A 21112-nucleotide genomic window follows, 5' to 3' on the forward strand; every position below is an offset into this window, starting at 1 on the left:
TTGGGTTCAACGGAATAATCGTCGCCGACATTCGCATGCCAGGTATGGACGGAATGTCGCTGCTGCAGCGCGTTCACAAAATCGATCCCGACTTGCCGGTCATCTTGGTTACCGGCCACGGCGATGTGCAACTGGCGGTCAGGGCGATGCAGGAAGGGGCGTATGATTTCGCTGAAAAGCCGTTGTCGGTAGCGGCCCTGACCGCGGTCGTGGCACGCGCGATGAACTGGCGGCGTCTCGTCTTGGAAAACCGGCGCCTTCGCGGCGCCGGGCGAATCACCGAAGACGACCTAGAACTGCGTCTCGTCGGGCGCAGTCAGAAGATGGTTGACCGTCGTTACAAGATACGAGCCATTGCGCCCACCGATGCCGTCGCAATAGCGGACCGGGAATGGCCAGGCAATGTGCGCGAACTGCGCAATGCCGCGGAGCGCCACTTGCTCGGCTCAGGTTGGATCGATGACGAAGGGAGTGATCGGGAGCAAGCCGGTGCCACCCTGTCCGAGCGTATGGGCCGGTTTGAGCGCAACACCATTACCGCATCGCTGGCGGTTCATCCTGAAGGGCTCAAACCTGTTTATGAGTCACTCGGCATTTCGCGCGAAACGCTCTACGAGAAGATGCGGCGCTATGGCCTGCATAGCCACGAAAAAAGCAACGAAGAATAGCGGCAACCACTTAGATTCAGCGCAAATAATGGTTAGCTACCCGCACCGCCCTTACCCCTCGCGAGAATCCTGTTGCTAAGTAGATGCTCGGACCAGTAGGGCTGGGGCGCAGTTCTGCAACATTGAGGGATATCATGAAGAAGTTTTCGGCAGTCATCGCGTTGGCGATGCTGTGTGCCAGCGTTGTGACGGCGTCGGCGCTCGACCGCAAGGTCAAGATCAACAACAAGACGTCCTATGTGATCACCGAATTTTATGCCTCCAATACCGGTACCGAAAACTGGGAAGAGGATATTCTGGGCAGCGATGTGCTGGCTTCAGGCTCCAGCGTGATGATCAATATCGATGACGGCAGCGGTTACTGCAAATACGATTTCCTGGCCGTGTTCGATGATGGCGACCAGCTCGTCTCGGCCAACAACAATGTCTGCGAACTCGCCGAGTTCGATTTCACCGAATAATCCAGGCAAGGGAAAGCAGCCCGGGGGATCGCGGGCTGCTTTCTTTTTGGTTCGGCCTGTTCAACTTGCCGGCAAGGCAGCGCCCGGGAACCGGCGCCGCAGCCAGGGGCAAGCCCCTGCCCTACCCTCTAATGGGCGTGGTGATGCCCGCGCAAAAAGGCTTCTTCAAACGGCCGGCGGCTGACTTCCATTTCCTTGCCCGCCAGATAAACCGCCTCGGGCTGCAGCAGGGTCGAGCCTTGCCGGCGGGTGCCGACCACATCCTCGAACACATAATTGCTGTCGTACTCGCGCAGCACGGTGATATCGGCGGGCGCGCCAATACCGAGTTGCCCCAGTTCGGGCCGGCGGATCGCCAAGGCGGAGCGGCTGGTGGACATGCCGATCACCTCTGGCAGGCTCAGCCCGCAATTGAGCAGCTTGCTCATCGTATGGAGCATGTCATAGCCCGGCCCCTCGACGGCAATCACATGCACGTCCGAAGAGATCAGGTCCGGCTTGAAGCCGTCGCGCAGGGCCGCTTCCGCGGTATCATAGCCAAAGGCGCCCATGCCATGGGCGATATCGAACAGCACGCCGCGCTCCCGGGCGCGCCAGAGGGCATCGAGCACCTTGCCATCTTCGCCGATCGCTGAATTGGGATCGGGGCGATAGCAATGGGTGAGGATATCGCCGGGGCGCAGCATGTCGACGACGTCGGAATAGCTGGGCGGCGGGGTGCCGATATGGGTCATCAGCGGCAGGTCGACCGCTTCGGCCGCTTCCAGCGCCAACTCCAGCGCTGCCAGGCCCAGATCGCCGGTGACGATGCCGCCAATGCGCACCTTGACCCCAATGATGCGGTCGCGATTGCCTTCGATCTTTTCCACGCACCGGTGCACCGGCAGCATGGATCTTGCGGTGGCCTCGCCGATCGACACATCCTTGTCGAAGCCGAAAATGCCCGGGAAGGAAATGTTGAGAAAGGCGAGGATGCGATAGGGCGAGTGGTTCATCACATAATCGCGGAACCCGTCATAATTGCCGGCGCCGGCGCTGCCGGCATCCACCAGCGTGGTGCAGGCCGAGCGGCGGGCGATGAAGCCAGGATCGACGCTGAGCGACGTGGCCTTATGATAAACATGGGTGTGGATGTCGATGAGCCCGGGCGCGACGACGCACCCCGCCACATCGCGCACGGCGGCCGTGCCGGCCTCGATGGCCGGCGCCACGGCGGCAACCTTGCCGGCCTTGATGGCAAGATCGAACTGGCCATCGATGCCATTGCGTTCGTCGATGACGCGCCCGCCCTTGAGCACGAGGTCATAACTGGTTCCGGGCAAAGCCATCGGAAAGCTCCTTGAAGTGTGCCGCTCGCGGGGTGGCCCCAGGCGAGCGGCGATCGGGTGAACAGTGGTTGGTGGGGGTGGCGCCTTATTTCACCGCGCCCAGCGCCAGGCCGCGCACGAGATAGCGCTGCAGCCAGGCAAAAACGATGGCGATGGGAATGGTGGCGACGAAGGCTGCGGCCATCACATGGTGCCATTCCACCGTGTAGCGGCCCGCCACCAGCGAGAACACCTGGATGGGCAGGGTATAGCTCGCCTGGTTGCGCAGCATGGTCAGGGCAATGACGAACTCGTTCCAGGCATTGATGAAGGAGAAAATGGCGGTCACGGTGACTGCGGGCAGCGCCAGGGGCAGGAACACCTTGCGCAGCGCCTGCCAGGGGGTGGCGCCCTCCATCCAGGCGGCTTCCTCGAGGTCCTTGGGAATGGTCGAGAAATAGCTCTGCAGCATCCACACCGAAAAGGCGATGTTGAAGGTGGCGTAGACAAAGACCACGGCGTTCAGATTGTCGAGGAGCTTGAGTGCCACCAACAAGCGGAAGAGCCCGATCACCAGCACGATGGGCGAGAGCATCTGGCTGATCAGCAGGAACTGCTGCACAAAACCCTTACCGGTGAAGCGAAAGCGGCTCAGCGCATAGGCGGCCGGAATCGAAACGGCGATCGACAGCACGGTCGAGAGCACCGCGACATAGATGGAATTCCAGAGGGCCGCCCCAAAATTGGTGGCGTTCCACATGGTCACGAAATTGCTCCATTGCGGATTGCTGGGCCACCAGGTGGGGCGCAGCACTTCGCTGGCCGGCTTGATGGCGGTGATGAACATCACCGCAAAGGGAAACAGCACGGCAATGATCAGCGGCGACAGGATCAGCCAGGAGATGATCGAGCGGCGCAGCAGGCGCGAAGTCTTCATTCCCGCTCTCCCTGCATGGCCAGCCGGACATAGATGATGGTGAAGAACAGCAGCAGCGCAAACATCAGCAGCGACAGCGCCGAGGCCTCCCCGAGCTTGCCGAAATTAAAGCCCAACTTGTAGAGGTAGGTGACGAGGATATCGGTCGAATTGGCCGGCCCGCCCTGGGTGGTCGCCCAGATGATGGGGAACGAGTTGAACACGGTGATCGTGTTCATCACCACCGCGATATTGATGAAGGGCCGCAGCAGGGGCAGCGTGATGGTACGGAAAATCTGCCAGCTGCTGGCGCCTTCGAGCCGCGCCGCTTCATAAAGATCGTCGGGAATGGCCGACAGGCCACCGAGGAAAATGGTGGTGGTAAACGGGATCGACACCAGGATGCCGATGGCGATCTGCACGGGAAAGGCCGTGGCCGCCTGGGCCAGCCACTGGATGTTCTGATCGATCAGTCCGAGGCCCATCAGCGCGGAGTTGAGCATGCCGCTTTCCCCGCTCAGCGCCCAGCGCCAAACAATGGCGGTCATGGTCAGCGACACCGCCCAGGGCAGCATGATGATGACGCGGGCGAGGCCGCGGCCATAAAAATCCTCATTGAGGATCAGCGCCACCGGGATCGAGATCGCAATTGTGCCGGCAACAATGCCGACGGTCCAGATCACCGTGCGCCAGAGCGAGGCGAGGAACTGCGGATCGGCCAGCACGGCCATGAAGTTTTCGGGGCCGGCAAAACCGCGCAACTGCCCGAAGCGGTTGACATTGCTGATCGAGATTTCCCCGATCTGAAACAGCGGCCACAAGATGATGAAGGCGGCCAGCAGGAATGCGGGAGCGATCAGCACATAAGGATTGGTGAAGATCGACCGGTTCATGCGCTGGCTGGACCTTGTTGTTGGTAGCGAAAAAGACGGGGCGGCCGGTTCGGTCCGCCGCCCCGCACTGCAGATGCTAGTTGTTGGCTTCGATGATGCCGTTGATCTCGGCGGCGGCCTGGTCGAGTTCGGCCTTAATCTCGCCCTCGCCCAGATAGATGCGCTGCAGCGCATTGGAGGTGGCGGCAGCCATTTCTTCCCAGCCGGCGATCACCGGCGCGAACTGGGCGCTGGGCAGCAGGTCGGTGAAGGCCTTCAAGTCGGCGTTGTCAGCAAAGAGCGGCATGGCCGCTTCTTCGGCATTGACCGGCAGGAAGCCTTCGTTCTCGTCGAACTCGGCCCGCTTTTCGGTGGTGAAGAGGAAGTCCATGAACTTCCAGGCCGTGTCCTTGTTCTGGCTGTTCTCGAACATGATGATGGAGTCGGTGACGCCATAGGTGCCGCGATCGCCATTGGGGCCGGCGGGAATGGCGGCGACGCCATATTGCAGGTCGGGCGCTTCTTCCTTGATCTGGTTGGCAAGGAAAGGCGCCGTGATCATCATGCCGATGCGGCCCTGCTTGAAGAGGTTCTGCACGTCTTCGCGGTTGAGCGAGGTGACGCCCGGCTCGGTCAGGCCGCCATCGATCAGGTCCTTGTAGATCTGCGCGGCGGCATAGGCGGCTTCGGTGTCGAGCCCCGACGTGCCGTCTTCCTCCATCAGAGTGCCGCCCTGCGACCAGAGCGCATAATAGAAGTAGACGTCGGTCTCGATTTCCTTGCCCTGCAGGCCAAAGCCATAGGCATCGCCGCCGAGTGCCTTGATCTTTTCGGCGGCGGCCCTGAGCTCGTCCCAGGTGGCGGGCGGCTCGGCAATGCCGGCTTCCTCAAACAGCGCCTTGTTGTAGTACATGGCGCGCGCCGAGGCGGCGATCGGCAGGCCATAGGTCTGGCCGTCCATCACCGAGGGGCTGAGGAAGGTATCGATGAAGCGGGCACGGAAATCGTCGGTGATGTAGTCGTCAAGCGGGGCGGCAATGCCCTGGCTGACATAATCGATCAGCCAGCGGGTGCCGATGATGGCGAGATCGGCATTGGCGCCACCGGAAATATCGGTGGTCAGCTTTTGCTGCAGCACATCCCAGGGCACCACTTCGATCTGGATGTCGGTGCCTGGATTGGCGGCTTCGAATTCGGAGGCGGCCTTTTCAAAATAGGGGCCGGTCTTGGAGCTGTACTCGGCGACGGTCACCCGGACCGTCTGGGCATACGAGGCGCTTGCGAGCGCGATGGCAGCGACGCCGGTCGCAGCCGCGACTTTCAACCAGTGCAACGACATGAACATTCCCTTCCCATTGTGGCAGGCCTGGAAGGTTTCCCTCAGCGGACCTCCCCTTTCGCCTCGTGATAGATTTTTTCATATTCGAGGAAGTTTCAAGTGAATTGTGACGGCAATGTTGCTTTATTACATTGCCGGGGTAACCTGACGGGACAAACCCAAGGGTGAAGGGAGAGGTGAGATGGCTGAACTCAGCTTGCAGAACATTGAAAAGCGCTACGGCCCGACCCGGGTTCTGCATGGGGTCTCGCTCGACATCAATGATGGCGAGTTCATCGTGCTCGTCGGCCCCTCGGGCTGTGGAAAATCCACCTTGCTGCGCATGATCGCGGGCCTCGAGGAGATCAGCGGGGGCGACCTCTTCATCGCGGGTGCGCGCACCAATGACGTGCCGCCGCAAAAGCGCGACATCTCCATGGTGTTCCAGTCCTATGCCCTCTTCCCGCATATGAATGTGCGCGACAACATCACCTTTGGCCCGCGCATGCGCCGCGAACAATCCGAGGCCACCCAGCAGGCGCTGGGCCGCGCCGCCTCCATCCTCAATCTTGGCGATTATCTCGACCGCACCCCCGGCCAGCTTTCGGGCGGACAGCGCCAGCGCGTCGCCATGGGCCGCTCCATCGTGCGCGACCCCAAGGTGTTCCTGTTCGACGAGCCGCTTTCGAACCTCGATGCCAAGCTGCGCGTGCAGATGCGCACCGAGATCAAGGCGCTGCACCAAAAGCTCGGCACCACCATGGTCTATGTCACCCACGACCAGATCGAGGCCATGACCATGGCCGACCGGATCGTCGTCATGAATGGCGGCCGCATCGAGCAGATCGGCGCCCCGCTCGAGCTCTATGACCGCCCGGTCAACCGCTTTGTCGCCAGCTTCATCGGCTCGCCCGCCATGAGCTTTATTTCCGGCAACTATCGGCGCAACTCTCTCGGCGCGGCCATCGAGCTTGCCGATGGCGGCCTGCTGCCGGTCAACCCGGTGGATGCGCCCGATGGCACCGTGGTGGATGTCGGCATCCGCCCGGAAAACTATGTCCTCCTCGACAACGGCCCCCTGCAGTTCCAGACCGAAGTGGTGGAAACCACCGGCCCCGAAACCCATCTCTTCGGGCGCATTGCCGGCGCCGAAGTGCGCTGCGTGTTCCGCCTCAGGCTCGATCCCGCCCCCGGCACACTGCTGCGCCTCGGGGCCGAGCCCGGCCACATCCACATCTTTGACGCCACGACCGGCCTGCGCCTGCCCTCCACCGCCACGGTGCAGTGATGGCCGGCAAGCCGGGGGCCAAACCGCTTGCGCCCCAGCCGCGGATCGACATCATTGCCCGGCTCAAGGCGCGGCTCGAGGAGGGCAACCGGGCCGAAGTGCGGCTCGTCGAGGTGATCCTTGGTGACATGCACTTCGCCACCACCGCCCCCATTGCCGAGATCGCCGCCCGCGCCGGGGTCAGCGAGCCCACCGTGACCCGGCTCGCCCGCTCGCTCGGCTTTGCCTCCACCCGCGACATGAAAGTGCATATGGCCCAGGCCCTCGCCCTGGGTGGCGCCTATCTGCGCGCGGCCGAAAGCACCGAGGCCAACCACAATTCCCAACAGGTGGTCTCGACCATCTGCAGCCGCGCCCATTCCGCGCTCGACCTCATCAGCGTCGCCCTCGCCAATACTGATGTCACCGGCCTTGGCCAGCAAATCGCCGGCGCCAAGCGCATCATCGTTTATGGCACCGGCGGCAATTCCTCCATGGCCGCGGTGGAGCTGCAGAATCGCCTCTTTCGCCTCGGGCTCAACAGCACCGCCTATGCCGATCCCCAGCTGCAATCCATGAGCGCTTCGGTCTCGGACAAGCACACTGTGGTGGTGGCGTTTTCCACCTCCGGCCGGGTGCGCTCGATCCTCGATGCCGTGGCCGTCGCCCGCCAATATGACGCCACCTGCATTGCCATCACCAAGCCCGGCACCCCACTGGCTGGCGCCGTGCAGCACCTCGTCCCCTTCGTCTTTGAGGAAGACCAGACCCAGCTCTACAAGCCCTCGTCCTCGCGCTATGCCATGCTGGCCGTGGTCGACATTCTCGCCATGGCAACGGCTGAATCCATCGGCCCCAAAGTGCTGGAACTGTTGCGGCGGGTACGCCAAAGCCTCACCACCATCGAGGCGGGCGAGCCCATGCAGCCCATCGGCGACTGACCTCAGCCCAACAAAAAAGCCGGCCCGTCGGGACCGGCTTTCGCGTTTCTCTGTGCAGCGCTTAGCGCTTGGACTGCAGCAGCTTCCAGGCGCCGGTCACGGTCAGCGCAGCCAGGGCCATCTTGAGCCCGTCCCAAACGATGAACGGCTCGACAGCGCCCTTCCAGGCCGAAGCCAGCACATTGGACTGGTCGATCCAGCCCGCCTGACCCGATAGCACCAGCAGCCAGGCAAAGCCCAGCGCCAGCAGCACCGCTTCACCGGCGAGCATCGCGCCCAGCATCGGCGCGACCTTGCGCGAGGCACCGCGATCGGCAGCCCAGCCGATGATGGCAGCCATGGGCAGGAAGCCAAGGAGGAACCCACCGGTCGGACCTGCGAGATACAGCATGCCGCCGCCGGCAGCGAACACGGGCAGCCCCATCGCGCCCTGCAGCAGGTAAAGCGCCACGGTGGCAACGCCGATGCGCAGGCCAAAGGCACCGGCCAGAGCGGCCACGGCCATGCCCTGCAGGGTCACCGGCACGGGCCAGACCGGCACGTTGATCTTGGCCGCTGCCGTGATCAGCAGCGTGCCCAGCACGACGGTCGCCAGATTGGCGGCCAGCTTGGCCGTGCCTGTCTGTGGCTGGATCGCGCCGAGGAGCGTATTGGGCGTGGTCAAGGTCACGGCCATTTCATACCTTTCTGCAGATGATGCGGCTTCCGCTCGGGAAGCCATATGGTTGTCCAGTCTTAGTCTTTCGCCCTAGTGAGTGCAATGGCAACACCTCCCAAGCTCGTGTTCGAGCGCAGCTTCGATCCCCAGACCGGCAAGGCTGTTGCCGTGGCTCCAGGCTTGGTGCGCGTCACCGCGCCCAATGCCAGCCCCTATACCTTCACAGGCACCAACAGTTTCCTCGTCGGGCACGAGCAGCTCGCCCTCATCGATCCGGGTCCTGATGATTCGGCGCACCGCACCGCACTCGAGCAGGCCATCGCCGGGCGCCCGGTGAGCGCCATCATCCTCACCCACACCCATCGCGACCATAGCGCTGGCGCCGCCCAACTGGCAGCCGAACTCAACGCGCCGCTCTGGTTTGGTGGGGCGCATCGCCTGTCCCGCCCCTTGCGCCCAGGAGAAACCAACGCCCTGCGCCGCTCCTCCGATTGGGAGCTACAGCCCGACCGCGTGCTGCGGGACGGTGAAACCATCCTGGCCGGCGACCTCGAGCTCCTGGTGCATACGACGCCGGGCCATTGCGCCAATCACCTCGCCTTTGGACTTGCCGGCACCGGCACCGTGCTGACGGGCGATCACGTCATGGGCTGGAATTCCACTCTCGTCGCGAGCCCGGACGGTTCGATGGCCGATTATCTCCAGTCGCTGGAAAAGCTCATCGCTCTGCCCTATCGCCGCTATGTTCCCGCCCATGGCGGCCCCATCGAAGATGGTCCGAGCTATGCGCAGGCGCTCCTCGCCCACCGGCAGGAGCGCAACCGGCAGATCATTGCCGCGGTGGAGCAAGGGGCCCGCTCCATCCCCGCCATTGTGCGCGCGCTTTATCCCGACGTGTCCCTGCCGGTGCGCCGGGCCGCGGCCATGACCGTGGGCGCGCAACTGGAATATCTCGCCGATCTTGGCCGGTTACGGCTCCGATCCGGCCTCCTCGGCCTGCGCGTCAGTCTCTGACTCGCCGGTCTCCTCGGCCTCGGCATCCACCGGCTGGGTGGTGCTGGGATTGTCGCGCAACAGCACCGTGACCTCGTCATCGAGCGCGCTCAGGAAGCTCTCGATGCGCGTGCCATTGCTGCCAAAATCATGAAAGGCATGCAGCGAGGCCGACCGCATATCGACGCGCGAGCCTTCGGGCCCGACCTCGATGCGGAACACCGCTTCCTCGCGCCAGCCTGGCCAGGTCATGATCTGGGCATTGATGCGCCCGGGCTCGCTCCCCAGCGGCGGGCGCTGCAGGCGCAAATCCCAGCCCAGGCTCGTCACTTGGCGCAGCACCACTTCATAGGCCTGCTCGGGCGTCAGCGGATATTCGCGCGTTTCCACATTGGGAAACAGCGCCGCGATCTGCTCGCGCGTCAGCGTCCGCGGCGGCGGCATGGCGGCGGTGCCCGGCTCGAACACCAGGGGCATGGCGCCCCGCTCGATCGTGGCGATATCGGTCACGGGCGGATAGGTCAGCGCCAGATTGCCGTACCAGGCAAAGGGCGCCAGACACAGCAGCCCCATCACCAGCCCCCCAAGGGCGCGGTTCCAGCCCTGATCGCCGCTCTGCCACAAGCGAGCCAGCGCCACGATGGCCGTGCCGACCGCCAGCACGGCGATAATGCAGGCGAGCACCATGGCCACGAGGAACAGATCCCCCGTCAGCCAGCGCAGCCGGTGCATCACCACCGGGATCACCAGCACCGGCACGGCGAGCCCCCCAAGCCAGCGCGCCCAGATAGCGGTCTTTGAAGTTCTGATCAGAATGCGCACTTGGCCGCCGGTCTTGAATATGGTGCGAGCTGAGCGCGCATGTCTTGCGAAAGGATCAACTGGTTGGCAATGCTAGGGGTAAAGGCGCGTGCTGGTCCAGCCGGCATTGCGCTCCGGGCGCATAAACCGCACCCGGTCATGCAGGCGGAACTGCCCGTCCTTCCAGAATTCGATCTCGAGCGGCACGATGCGAAAGCCCGACCAGTGCGCGGGCCGCGGCACCGTGTTCTCACCCACTTTTTCCGTCAGCTCCGCCACCCGCTCGACGAGGGTTTCGCGGCTATCGAGCGGGCGCGACTGCAGGGAGGCCGATGACGCCAGTTGCGAGCCCTTGGGACGCGCTCCGAAATAGGCATCGGCTTCCTCGACCGACACCACTTCCACCGGACCGCGCACGCGCACCTGCCGCCGCAACGATTTCCAATGCATCAGCATGGCCGCCTTGGGATTTGCCAGCAGCTGGCGCCCCTTGGCACTTTCGAAATTGGTGAAGAACACAAAGCCCCGTTCGTCGCGCCCGTTCAGCAGCACCATGCGCACATCGGGCATGCCATCGGCATCGGCGGTCGCCAGCGCCATCGCATTGGGATCGTTGAGCTCGCCCTCCTTGGCCAGGGCAAACCATTCCTCGAACAGGGCGAAGGGATCAAGCTCGGAGCGGTCGCCGTCATCGAACAGCCGTTCGGTAAGTGTCTGCAACATCGACCTGTCCTTTTGCTTTTCCGCTACCCTTCGGGCCACCCAAACTAGACATTGGGAGGGGCGCTCGCCATATAGAGCTTGAACCAGAGGCTAAGCAACGCCTCGCAACCCTCAACTGATTGGAACCCATGCGCGATCCCTATACCGTACTTGGGGTGCCTCGCACGGCGAGCGAAAAGGACATCAAGTCCGCTTATCGCAAGCTGGCCAAGAAGTACCACCCCGATCAGAACCCAGACGATCCCAGCGCGCACAGCAAGTTTGCTGAGGCGACCAATGCCTATGACCTGCTCAACGACGCCGAAAAACGCGCGCAGTTCGACCGCGGCGAGATCGATGCCGATGGCAATCCGCGTCACCCCGGCTTCAACCCGGGCGCTTATGGCAGCGCCGGTGGCGCCCGCTCGGCGCAGGGCGGCTTTTCAGCCGAGGATATTCTCAAGGAATTCATGAACGGCTTTGGCGGCCAGCCGCGTGGCGCCAGCCGCAGCGCGGGTGCCGGCGGCGCCCAGTGGGATCCCTTTACCGGCACCGCCAGCACCAGTGCGGGCCTGCGCAGCAAGGGCGAGGACATCATCGTCACCGCTGCTGTGTCCCTCGAAGACGCGCACAAGGCGGCTTCCATCCCGGTGCGGATGCCCAGCGGCAAGGTGCTGTCGGTCAAGCTCCCCGAAAAGGTCGAGGAGAACCAGCAGATCCGCCTCAAGGGCCAGGGTCAGCCCAGCCCCTTTGGCGGGGAAAACGGCGATGCGTTGGTCACCGTGAAGTTCGAGAAGTCCAAGGCCTTCCGCCGCGACGGCAGCGATCTGCGCACCGATCTGCCCATCACGCTTTACGAGGCCGTGCTTGGGGTCAAGGTGCGCGTCCCCACGCTCGATGGCTCGGTCGAGCTCAACCTGCCGCCGGGCGTCGATACTTCCAAGTCCCTGCGTCTCAAGGGAAAGGGTCTTTATGGCGATGGCGACCTGTACGTGAACCTGCGGGTTGTGCTGCCCCCGGGCGGCGATCCGGACCTTGAAAGCCTGATGCGCTTCTGGCGCGACCAGAAACCCTACAAGGTTCGCGAGTAAGCTTTCGGCCCCTGCCCTAGCGCGGGGCCGCGGCGCGCTCCAGCCGGTCATTGATCGCTTCCCCCAGCCCCGTTGTGGGGATGGGCGCGACGGCAATGGTCGGCGCGCCCGTGGCGTCGAGTTCATGCAGCATGGAAAAGAGGTTCCGCGCCGCCTCATGCAAATCCCCGCTCGGGGACAGGTTGCGCATGGGCCCCGCAAAATCGGGGGCGTCGCCAAAGGCGAGATAGGCCTCGCCGTCTCTCGGAGTGGTGTTGAGCCGCATCAGCGCGCCCGGCGCGTAATGACTCTTGAGCATCCCGGGCGCCGCTACCGCCGCGTCGGCGCTGGCCTGCTCGACCTTGACCCCCAGCCGGTCCTCGATCTCGCTACGCGCCATCGCCCCCGCCCGCAGCTGCACAAGCCGCTCGCCATGGACGGCAATGATGGTGGATTCCACGCCAGCCTTGCACGGCCCGCCCTCGAGCACCGGCACCTTGCCCCCAAAACCGCGCCGCACCTGCTCGGCTGAGGTCGGCGACAACTTTCCCGAAGGATTGGCCGACGGCGCTGCCAGCGGCCGCCCCGCCGCACGGATCACTGCCAGCGCCAGCGGATGGTCGGGAATGCGGATCGCCACTGTGTCGAGCCCGGCCGTCGCTACATCGGCCAGCCCATTGCCAGCCCGCGCCGGCAGCACCAGCGTCAATGGCGCCGGCCACAACGCCGCGAGCCGCCGCGCCAGCGGCGAGAACTGCGCCAGTGCTTCGGCCATGCCAAGGTCAGCGCAATGGATGATCAGCGGATTGAACCGCGGCCGACCCTTGGTCTCATAGATCGCGAGCACCGCATCGGGGTTGGTCGCATCGGCGCCCAACCCATAGACCGTTTCGGTTGGAAAAGCGCAGAGTTGGCCGGCCCGCAGCAAGGCCGCCGCCTGTTGTGGGTCGGTGGGATCGGAAACCGTTAATCCGTCGTTCATCTTCATGGCGCTGGTTTGACAACCAAGCCCCAGCACGTCAAGACGATGCCTTCGCGGAGCCCCTCCCCTGTGACCACTCTTCTTGTCAGCCAGCCCAATTTTGCCGACCACGAGACCCCGCCCAAACATGCCGAGCGGGCCGACCGCATCGTGGCAGTGGAAGAAGCGCTGGCGCGGCCACGTTTTGATAAACTCTTGCGCCGCAACGCTGATTTCGCCGATCTGACCCTGGCCGAGCTCGTGCACAGCCCCGATTATCTCGCCGGCCTGCGCCACGCCCGCCCCCTCGAAGGTATCGGGCGGATCGATGCCGACACTTTTATCTCCCCCGGCTCCATGGACGCCGCCGCCACCGGGCTGGGCGGCGCCCTCACCGCCCTGCGCGCCGTTCTCCTCGGCGAAGTCGACAACGCCTTCTGCGCCATCCGCCCACCCGGGCACCATGCGGAAATCGCCCGCCCCATGGGCTTTTGCCTCATCAACACCGCCGCCATCGCGGCGCGTGAAGCGCAGCGCAAATACGGCGCCGAGCGCATAGCCATCATCGACTTCGACGTGCATCACGGCAACGGCACCCAGGATATCTTCAAGGACGACCCAACCGTTTTCTATGCGTCGAGCCACCAGATGCCGCTCTACCCCGGCACCGGCGCTGCCAGCGAAACCGGGGTCGGCAACGTCGTCAATGTGCCGCTCGATCCGCAAAGCGGCGGCGACGCCATGCGCGAAGCCTATCTCGAGCGCATCATCCCGGCGCTGATCGACTTTTCACCCGATCTGCTGCTGCTGTCGGCCGGCTTCGACGCCGACGCCCGCGACCCTCTCGCCCAGCTCAACTGGCAGTCCTCGGACTTCAGCTGGCTTACCGGCAAGCTCATGGATGTGGCGGAACGCCACTGTGCCAACCGGATTGTATCGCTGCTTGAAGGTGGGTATGACCTCAAGGGCCTGGCCGGGGGCGTTTCGCACCATGTCGCCATGCTGATGGACGGCGCTGTGGGCCGTCTCGAAGAATAGGATTTCCTATGGCCGAACCAACCCATGAAGACGTCAAATCCCTCAGCTTCGAGGCCGCCCTGGCCCAGTTGGAGGAAATCGTCGGCAAGCTGGAAAGCGGCAAGGCGCCGCTGGCGGAATCCATCGCCATCTACGAGCGCGGCGAAGCGCTGAAGGCCCATTGCGAAACCCTGCTGCGCACGGCCGAAGCGCGCATCGAAAAGATCACCCTGTCGCGCGATGGCCGCGCCACCGGCACCGAACCGCTGGACGCCTGAGCCATGTCACAATCGCCCAAATCCTTGCGCCGGTTCCGGATCGCTTTGTGGAGCCTTGTGGTCGTGGTCGCCTTTGGCGCCACCATGCTCTACCTGTTCCGTCCGCCGGCTCGCCCGCTGGGTCTGACCGGCCGCGAATTTGCGCTGGAATCCACCCTGGGCGGCAGCTTTACCCAGAATGATCTACGCGGCACGCCGAGCCTCGTGTTCTTTGGCTATACCTTCTGCCCCGATGTGTGCCCCACGACGCTCGCCGAAACCACGGCCTGGCGCCAGCAGCTCGGCCTTTCCCCCGAAGACCTGCGCATCATCTTTGTGACTGTCGATCCCGAGCGCGACACGCTCGAAACCGTCAAGGGCTATGTGGAAGGCTATGATCCGTCCATTATCGGGCTCGTCGGCAGCCCCGAGGCGACGGAAGATGCCAAGGCCGCCTTTGGCGTGTTTTCCGAAAAGAGTGGCGAGCCCAACGATCCCTATTATCTCGTGGACCACACCGCCTCGACCTTCCTGATCAATGCCGATGGGAGCTTTGAGGGCACGGTTGCCTATGGCGAGTCCGCCGAAACGGCTGTGGCCAAGGTCAAGCGACTGGTCGAAGATTGAGCGACCGTATCCGGCTCGACCTGGCGCTCGAGCAGCGCGGCCTGGTGCCGAGCCGCGCCCGGGCGCGGGACGCCATCCTGCGCGGCACCGTAACCATCAACGGCGTGGTCGCCCACAAGCAGAACCAGATGGTGGCTCGCGACGACAAGCTCGCCTTGAGCGATCCCGCCGCGAACTATGTCTCACGCGCCGCCCTCAAGCTCGTGGCCGGGCTGGATGCCGGGCAAATCGAGGTTTCGGGAAAAACCTGCATCGATGTGGGCGCCTCCACCGGCGGCTTCACACAGGTGCTGATGGAGCGCGGTGCCAGGCGCATTTACGCAGTGGATGTCGGACACGGGCAGCTCCATGAGCGGCTCACGGGCAGCGATCGCGTCGTCAGCATGGAGGGGGTCAATGCGCGCGACCTCACGCCTGAGCTGATCCCCGAGCCCATCGACGTCCTGGTGTCCGATGTGAGCTTTGTGTCGGTGATCAAGGTCCTGGCCGGCCCGCTAGCGCTCTGCACCCCCACGGCCGATGCCGTAGTGTTGTTCAAGCCGCAATTCGAGGTCGGGCGCCCCAATGTGGGCAAGGGCGGCATCGTCACCAATGAGCCCGCCATCGCTACGGCCTTGGAGGACGTGATCGCCTTCATGGCAGCCCAGGGCTTTGCCCATCGCCATTCCGTCACCTCCCCTATCGCAGGCGGCGATGGCAATGTGGAAACGGTGCTGATCTTTCGCCGCACGCCCTGACTTCATCCGGCCCAGGCCGGCCCAACCCGGAGCCCGGCATGGCCGCAGCTGACGACGACTATATCTATGACGAGCAGACCGGCGAATGGCGCCCGGCATCAGAAGTTGCTGCGGCACGTGCCACGGCAACGCTAAGCGTCGTGGACAGCGCCGGAACCCCGCTCGCTGATGGCGATGCCGTGGTGCTGATCAAGGACCTCAAGGTCAAGGGCGCCGGCCAAACCCTCAAGCAGGGCACGGTGATCAAGTCGATCCGGCTGACCGACAATCCCGACGAGATCGACTGCCGCTACGATGCCATTAAGGGCCTCGTGCTCCGCACTGAATTCGTGCGCAAGCGTTCGAACTAATTCCGCTCGAAGCCCAGCGCGCCATCACGCCCGGTTTGGCCGCGATGCCGCAGGAAGTGGTCGGCCAGCACGCAGGCCATCATCGCTTCGCCCACCGGCACGGCGCGGATCCCGACGCAGGGGTCGTGGCGGCCCTTGGTGATGATGTCCGTATCGGCATTGGCGGTCGTGACGGTTTGGCGCGGTTGCAGGATGGATGAAGTCGGCTTGACCGCAAAGCGGCACACCACCGGATCGCCATTGGATATCCCGCCCAGAATGCCGCCGGCATGGTTGGACAGGAAATAGGGCCGCTCGGCCCCTGCGCGCATCTGGTCGGCATTGTCGACGCCGGTCAGGCTCGCTGCATCAAAGCCGGCGCCGATTTCGACGCCCTTGACCGCATTGATGCTCATCATCGCCGAGGCGAGATCGGCACTGAGCTTCCCATAGATCGGGGCGCCCCAGCCCGCTGGTACGTTCTCGGCGACAACCTCGATCACGGCCCCGACCGAATTGCCGGCCTTGCGGATGCCATCGAGATAATCGGCCCACAGCAGTGCCGCCTCAGCATCGGCGCAGAAGAACAGGTTCTGGTCGACTTGGGACCAATCAAAGCGCGAATAGTCGATCTTGTGCGGCCCAACCTGGACGAGACTGGCTCGGATGGTGATGCCGCCCAGCACCTGCCGGGCCACGGCACCAGCGGCCACCCGCGCCGCTGTTTCACGGGCCGAAGTGCGCCCGCCACCGCGATAATCGCGGATGCCGTATTTCTGGTCATAGGTATAGTCGGCATGACCCGGCCGGTATTTGTCGCGGATTTCGGCATAGTCCTTGGAGCGCTGATCGGTGTTTTCGATCATCAGCGAAATGGGCGTGCCGGTGGTGCGCGGCCCATCGGTTCGCTCGTCCTCGAACACGCCAGAGAGGATGCGCACCTCGTCCGCCTCTCGCCGCTGCGTCGTATATTTGGATTGGCCGGGCTTGCGCCGGTCCAGGTCGCGCTGGATCATCTCAGGGGTCAGGAGCAGGCCGGGGGGGCAGCCATCCACCACCACGCCCAAGGCGGGCCCATGGCTTTCGCCCCAGGTGGTGAACCGGAACAGCTGGCCGAAGGTGTTGAACGACATGCAATAACTCCTGCTTGCCCCTGTCTGGATAGGAAAGGCCGGTCAGTCGGCCGGCGCGTTCCAGGTATCGAGCGCCGCATGCAGCGTCATGCGTCCGCCGCTGAAATGGGCGATCACCCCTTGCGGCGGTGGCCAGTTCAGCACTTCGGCGCGCTCGGTGCCTTCCACCAGGTGCCGCAACACCCGCAGCACGCCGCCATGGGCCACCACCACCGCGTTCTGCGTCAGGTCGCGGGCAAATTCGAGCAGGCGGACCGCCACATCGTCATAGTTCTCGCCGCGCTCGGGCCGGAAGCTCCAATAGGAAGCATCGCGCATGCCGGGGGCCAGCGCCTGTTCGCGGTTGATCTCCGAGTGGAGCCGCCCTTCAAGCGCCCCAAACGAGATCTCCACCAGCCGTCGGTCGTGGATCACGGGCGGAAGCGGCACGTCGAAGGCCGCGCGCATCCGGTCCATGGTCTCAGAGGCGCGGCTGAGGGGCGAGGCGAACCAGTTGAGCGAAGCGGGGTCTTTGCCGTCTCGTTCGAGCAGCTCGCGCAACAGCACTCCATTGGCGTCGGCCTGCAGCTGGCCAACCCGGTTGAGCGGAATGTCACGCGTGCCCTGGTAGCGCTGTTCGCGGTTCCAGTCGGTTTCACCATGGCGCGCGAAATAGAAGTCAGGCCATTGAAACGCATCACTCATGGGAAACTCGAAACCTTGAAGATTATTCGCTGGACGCTGGCGTGTCGTTGTCGAGCAGCTTCATGCCGACAACATTGAAGCCTGCATCCACATAGTGGATTTCACCGGTGACGCCACCCGCGAGGTCTGACAGGAGATAGGTGGCCGCGCCACCCACATCATCGATCGAGACATTCTTGCGCAGCGCCGAATTGGCTTCCTGCCAGTGCAGCATGTCGCGCAGGCCCGAAATGCCCGAAGCCGCCAGCGTCTTGATCGCCCCGGCCGAGATGGCGTTGACGCGGATGCCGTTCTTGCCCAGGTCAACCGCGAGATAGCGCACCGAAGCCTCGAGCGCGGCCTTGGCTACACCCATGACGTTGTAGTTGGGGACGTATTTGACCGCACCGTAATAGGTCAGCGTCAGCAGCGAGCCGCCCGGGTTCATCAGCGGCTCGGCGCGCTTGGCGACGGCCGTAAAGGAATACACCGAGATATCCATGGTCAGCGCGAAGTTGTCGCGGCTGGTATCGAGATAGCGACCCTCAAGCTCGTCCTTGTTGGAAAAGCCGATGGCATGCACGACGAAGTCGAGGCTGCCCCACTTTTCCTTGATCTGGCGGAAGGTCTCGTCCATCGCCGCCTCGTCGGAGACGTCGCACTCAACGAGGAAGTCGGAGCCCACTTCGGCCGCCAGCGGCTCGACGCGGCGCTTGAGCGCTTCGCCCTGATAGGAAAACGCCATTTCGGCGCCCTGGGCATGCAGCTGCTTGGCGATGCCCCAGGCAATCGAGCGGTTGTTGGCCAGGCCCATGATCAGGCCACGCTTGCCGGCCATCAATCCAGTGCTCATTATTGTTATCCCTTGCTGGAGTCGTTGGCAGGGTTGTGGCACATCGGGGGGCAAAGGGGCAAGTTCGCTGCCCCGCAATTGCACTGCACCAGCCGGGGTTTTCCATGCCACTCAGCCCAGCCGAGACCATCGCCCAGCTTCAATCCCTGCTGGGTTCCGATCAGGTGATCGCTTCCCCTGAGCGGATGGGGTCGTTTCTGCATGAGCCGCGCAAGCGCTTCCACACCCCGGCAACAGCGGTAGCCCTGCCCGGTTCGGTTGAGCAGGTGCAGGCTTTAGCCCGCTGGGCCAATGAGCATGGCGTGGGCATTATCCCGCAGGGCGGCAATACCGGCCTCGTTGGCGCACAGGTACCCCTGCGCGGCGACGAGGTAATCGTGAGCCTCGCGCGGCTTGATCGGGTGCGCACAATCGATGCCGGGGCGGGCACCATGGTTGCCGAAGCCGGCGTCGTGCTCGAAAACGCCCACCGCGCTGCCGAAGCCAAAGGGGCCATGTACCCGCTCTGGCTGGCCTCGCAAGGCTCGGCCCGGATCGGGGGCGTCCTCTCCTCCAATGCCGGCGGGGTCAATGTGCTGGCCTATGGCAATGCGCGCGAATTGTGCATGGGGGTCGAGGCGGTGCTGGCCGATGGCCGGCTCTACCAGGGTCTCAATGGGCTCAAAAAGGACAATACCGGCTATGATCTCAAGGATCTGCTGGTGGGCGCCGAAGGCACGCTCGGCATCATCACGGCCGCCACCCTCAAGATCTTCCCCCAGCCCGAGGAATATGAAACCGCCCTCGTCAATATCGCCTCGCCCGACGCGGCCTTTACCCTCTTCCAGCTGATGCGGGATCGCGCGGGGGCGCAGCTCAATGCCTTTGAGCTGATCCCGCTGATTGGCCTGCAGATCCAGTTGCGGCACGGCATGCTCGATCGCGATCCCACGGCCGGTTCCTCCCCCTGGTATGCGTTGATCGAGGTGCTACGGCCCAAAGGCGGCCGGCCGGGCCTCCTGCAGGAAGCATTGGAAGCTGCGTTCTCCCAAGGGCTGGTGGACAATGCCGTGGTCGCCGAATCTCTTGAGGACCGCACCCGCATGTGGGCCTTTCGCGAACAGATGAGCGAGTGCCAGTCGCGCGAAGGCCCCTCGATCAAGCACGACGTCTCAGTGCCCCTCGCCGCCGTGCCCCGGCTGATCGAAGAAGGTTCGGCTGCCGCCGCGCAGGTGGTGCCCGGCATCCGCCCGGTGCCGTTCGGCCATATGGGCGATGGCAATATCCACTTCAATTTCAGTCCCCCGCCCGGCGCCGACAACGGGCAGTTCATGGCGGGAGCCGAGCCGGTCCACGCCGCCATCTATGAGATCGTGCTCAAGCTCGGGGGTTCGGTTTCGGCCGAGCATGGCATCGGCCAGCTCAAGGTCGACCTCCTGCGCCAGGTCAAGGACCCGGTGGCCCTGCAGATGATGCGCGCGATCAAGGATGCGCTCGATCCCAAGGGCATTCTCAATCCCGGCAAGATGCTGGGCTGACCGGGCCCAGTCACCTGCGCGTGCCTACTTGATCGCATCTCCCCCTTGCCCCATTTCGGGGCAACCACAGGGGACCTGCCCATGCTCGATTACATTGCCTTTCTTGACGATGCCACTCGCCCGCCGCTGCAAAAGCTCGAGGGGCTGACGCCAGACCAGCGCCTACCCGGCAAGCATCTTAAGATGATCCACGATCATCTGCGCCAGAACATGGAAGTGCTCGGACGCCTGATCGAGCGCGCCTCCACAGGCGCCGTCTCGCCCGAAGAGGTGGAGAGCGAAACTTCTGGCCTCCTGATGGTCAGCAATTTCCGCCGTTTCGGCAATTTGTGCGGGCAATACTGCCAGTTCGTCGACACCCATCATTCGATCGAGGACTACGCGATCTTCCCCGCGCTGGCCGAACAGGGCGCCGCGTTCAAGGCGATTGCCGAGCGGCTGCGCGCCGAGCATGTGGTGGTCCATGAACTGCTGCTGCGGCTTGTCGATGCACTTAACGCACTGGCGAGCGAGCCCACGCCGGAGCACTTCGAGGACGCCAAGACAGTCTACCGCACGCTTGAGCGCATCCTGCTCTCTCACCTCGGCTATGAGGAAGACGCGATGGGCGATGCGTTGGGCTATTTCGGCATCGGCGTTTAGGCGGGACCATCGTCCTCAAAGCGGCTGGCATGGTTGCGGCCGCGCTCGTAATGGTGGCTAAGCGGAAAGGGTGGCAGCCAGGCTTCACGCCGAATCGTCCAGCATTCGTAGCTCGGCACCAGCTGGTTGGGGCTGTCGAGGGAGCCGAGATGCACCTCGATCTCGTCCTCCGATCGGGCAAAAACCGATGAGCCGCAAGTCGGGCAAAAACACCGCCCTGCGAATTCTCCGACCTCCCCGCTGACCGCCACAGCGTCCTGCGGAAACACTGCCGCCGCATAAAACAGCGCGCCATGATGCTTGCGGCAGTCAAGGCAATGGCAGATCCCGACCCGATAGGGCCGACCGGACGCCACCAGCCGGACCTTCCCGCACAAACAGCCGCCGGTAAACTGCTCCATT

24 protein-coding genes and 1 pseudogene are annotated in these 21112 nt (G+C 63.9%); 13 read left to right on the top strand and 12 right to left on the bottom strand.

Annotated features, from left to right (window positions below; translation table 11 throughout):
• Positions 1–371 (top strand): annotated as a pseudogene (locus tag AC3YOG_RS00005) (response regulator); the annotation flags it as partial.
• 431 nt (positions 372–802) lie between these two features.
• A complete protein-coding gene (locus tag AC3YOG_RS00010; protein ID WP_489933594.1) occupies positions 803–1129 on the top strand; it encodes a hypothetical protein in 327 nt (108 codons plus the stop codon).
• Positions 1130–1257: 128 nt separating this feature from the next.
• Here the strand turns inward: AC3YOG_RS00010 and AC3YOG_RS00015 are convergent, their stop codons facing one another.
• From AC3YOG_RS00015 to AC3YOG_RS00030, 4 genes are all read right to left on the bottom strand, one after another.
• Complete coding sequence (locus AC3YOG_RS00015; protein WP_489933595.1) at positions 1258–2457, bottom strand: amidohydrolase/deacetylase family metallohydrolase; 1200 nt, start codon at positions 2455–2457, stop codon at positions 1258–1260.
• Positions 2458–2542: 85 nt separating this feature from the next.
• A complete protein-coding gene (locus AC3YOG_RS00020) occupies positions 2543–3373 on the bottom strand; it encodes a carbohydrate ABC transporter permease (protein WP_127752249.1) in 831 nt (276 codons plus the stop codon).
• Positions 3370–4245: a carbohydrate ABC transporter permease gene (locus AC3YOG_RS00025; RefSeq protein ID WP_489933596.1), complete on the bottom strand. Its 876-nt coding sequence runs from the start codon at positions 4243–4245 to the stop codon at positions 3370–3372. Before AC3YOG_RS00025 ends, AC3YOG_RS00020 begins: the two co-directional genes overlap by 4 nt.
• A 76-nt stretch (positions 4246–4321) precedes the next feature.
• Positions 4322–5563: an ABC transporter substrate-binding protein gene (locus AC3YOG_RS00030; protein WP_489933597.1), complete on the bottom strand. Its 1242-nt coding sequence runs from the start codon at positions 5561–5563 to the stop codon at positions 4322–4324.
• A 181-nt stretch (positions 5564–5744) separates the two neighbouring features.
• Between AC3YOG_RS00030 and AC3YOG_RS00035 the strand changes: the two genes are divergently transcribed.
• Entirely contained in the window at positions 5745–6830 is a 1086-nt protein-coding gene (locus tag AC3YOG_RS00035; protein WP_489933598.1) for an ABC transporter ATP-binding protein, read from the top strand.
• On the top strand, positions 6830–7750 hold the full coding sequence (locus tag AC3YOG_RS00040) for a MurR/RpiR family transcriptional regulator (protein ID WP_489933599.1): 921 nt from the start codon (positions 6830–6832) through the stop codon (positions 7748–7750). The genes AC3YOG_RS00035 and AC3YOG_RS00040 overlap by 1 nt, the downstream gene beginning before the upstream one ends.
• 61 nt (positions 7751–7811) lie before the next feature.
• Here the strand turns inward: AC3YOG_RS00040 and AC3YOG_RS00045 are convergent, their stop codons facing one another.
• Positions 7812–8426, bottom strand: a complete 615-nt coding sequence (locus AC3YOG_RS00045) for a biotin transporter BioY (RefSeq protein WP_489933600.1) — start codon at positions 8424–8426, stop codon at positions 7812–7814.
• Between the two features lie 84 nt (positions 8427–8510).
• Between AC3YOG_RS00045 and AC3YOG_RS00050 the strand changes: the two genes are divergently transcribed.
• Positions 8511–9422 carry an MBL fold metallo-hydrolase gene (locus AC3YOG_RS00050; protein WP_489933601.1) on the top strand — a complete coding sequence of 304 codons (912 nt, stop codon included), beginning with the start codon at positions 8511–8513 and terminating at the stop codon, positions 9420–9422.
• Here the strand turns inward: AC3YOG_RS00050 and AC3YOG_RS00055 are convergent.
• Positions 9378–10223: a DUF1499 domain-containing protein gene (locus AC3YOG_RS00055; RefSeq protein WP_489933602.1), complete on the bottom strand. Its 846-nt coding sequence runs from the start codon at positions 10221–10223 to the stop codon at positions 9378–9380. The genes AC3YOG_RS00050 and AC3YOG_RS00055 overlap by 45 nt on opposite strands.
• A 72-nt stretch (positions 10224–10295) precedes the next feature.
• On the bottom strand, positions 10296–10925 hold the full coding sequence (pdxH, locus tag AC3YOG_RS00060; RefSeq protein ID WP_489933603.1) for a pyridoxamine 5'-phosphate oxidase: 630 nt from the start codon (positions 10923–10925) through the stop codon (positions 10296–10298).
• 128 nt (positions 10926–11053) lie between these two features.
• On the opposite strand from pdxH, the gene AC3YOG_RS00065 reads away from it, so the two are divergent.
• On the top strand, positions 11054–11995 hold the full coding sequence (locus tag AC3YOG_RS00065; RefSeq protein WP_489933604.1) for a DnaJ C-terminal domain-containing protein: 942 nt from the start codon (positions 11054–11056) through the stop codon (positions 11993–11995).
• Between the two features lie 16 nt (positions 11996–12011).
• On the opposite strand, the gene AC3YOG_RS00070 is transcribed toward AC3YOG_RS00065, so the two are convergent.
• Entirely contained in the window at positions 12012–12956 is a 945-nt protein-coding gene (locus tag AC3YOG_RS00070; protein WP_489933605.1) for an L-threonylcarbamoyladenylate synthase, read from the bottom strand.
• A 69-nt stretch (positions 12957–13025) separates the two neighbouring features.
• Between AC3YOG_RS00070 and AC3YOG_RS00075 the strand changes: the two genes are divergently transcribed.
• From AC3YOG_RS00075 to AC3YOG_RS00095, 5 genes are read left to right on the top strand one after another with little or no spacing between them, the layout of a single operon-like run.
• A complete protein-coding gene (locus AC3YOG_RS00075; protein WP_489933606.1) occupies positions 13026–13973 on the top strand; it encodes a histone deacetylase family protein in 948 nt (315 codons plus the stop codon).
• A gap of 8 nt (positions 13974–13981) precedes the next feature.
• Positions 13982–14230 carry an exodeoxyribonuclease VII small subunit gene (locus AC3YOG_RS00080; RefSeq protein WP_127752237.1) on the top strand — a complete coding sequence of 83 codons (249 nt, stop codon included), beginning with the start codon at positions 13982–13984 and terminating at the stop codon, positions 14228–14230.
• A gap of 3 nt (positions 14231–14233) precedes the next feature.
• Positions 14234–14836: an SCO family protein gene (locus AC3YOG_RS00085; protein WP_489933607.1), complete on the top strand. Its 603-nt coding sequence runs from the start codon at positions 14234–14236 to the stop codon at positions 14834–14836.
• Positions 14833–15573, top strand: a complete 741-nt coding sequence (locus AC3YOG_RS00090) for a TlyA family RNA methyltransferase (protein WP_489933608.1) — start codon at positions 14833–14835, stop codon at positions 15571–15573. Before AC3YOG_RS00085 ends, AC3YOG_RS00090 begins: the two co-directional genes overlap by 4 nt.
• Before the next feature lie 38 nt (positions 15574–15611).
• The gene (locus AC3YOG_RS00095) at positions 15612–15923 is read left to right on the top strand and encodes an alkylphosphonate utilization protein (RefSeq protein WP_489933609.1); all 312 of its coding nucleotides are present in this window, start codon (positions 15612–15614) and stop codon (positions 15921–15923) included.
• On the opposite strand, the gene aroC is transcribed toward AC3YOG_RS00095, so the two are convergent.
• Genes aroC through fabI form a run of 3 tightly spaced genes read right to left on the bottom strand, consistent with a single transcriptional unit; the run spans position 15920 to position 18551 of the window.
• Positions 15920–17035, bottom strand: coding sequence for a chorismate synthase (aroC, locus tag AC3YOG_RS00100; protein WP_489933610.1), 1116 nt, complete (start codon positions 17033–17035; stop codon positions 15920–15922). The genes AC3YOG_RS00095 and aroC overlap by 4 nt on opposite strands.
• Positions 17036–17077: 42 nt before the next feature.
• Positions 17078–17719, bottom strand: coding sequence for a histidine phosphatase family protein (locus AC3YOG_RS00105; RefSeq protein WP_489933611.1), 642 nt, complete (start codon positions 17717–17719; stop codon positions 17078–17080).
• Positions 17720–17741: 22 nt separating this feature from the next.
• Complete coding sequence (gene fabI, locus AC3YOG_RS00110; protein ID WP_172122627.1) at positions 17742–18551, bottom strand: enoyl-ACP reductase FabI; 810 nt, start codon at positions 18549–18551, stop codon at positions 17742–17744.
• A gap of 104 nt (positions 18552–18655) precedes the next feature.
• Here fabI and AC3YOG_RS00115 point away from each other — a divergent pair, with 104 nt between their 5' ends.
• Positions 18656–20068, top strand: a complete 1413-nt coding sequence (locus AC3YOG_RS00115; RefSeq protein WP_489933612.1) for an FAD-binding oxidoreductase — start codon at positions 18656–18658, stop codon at positions 20066–20068.
• Positions 20069–20149: 81 nt separating this feature from the next.
• The gene (locus AC3YOG_RS00120) at positions 20150–20710 is read left to right on the top strand and encodes a hemerythrin domain-containing protein (protein WP_489933613.1); all 561 of its coding nucleotides are present in this window, start codon (positions 20150–20152) and stop codon (positions 20708–20710) included.
• Here AC3YOG_RS00120 and AC3YOG_RS00125 read toward each other — a convergent pair.
• A complete protein-coding gene (locus tag AC3YOG_RS00125) occupies positions 20707–21111 on the bottom strand; it encodes a GFA family protein (RefSeq protein WP_489933614.1) in 405 nt (134 codons plus the stop codon). The two genes, AC3YOG_RS00120 and AC3YOG_RS00125, sit on opposite strands and share 4 nt — an antisense overlap.
• Position 21112 lies beyond the last annotated feature (1 nt).

Source organism: Devosia sp. Z6_126, from assembly GCF_058133495.1.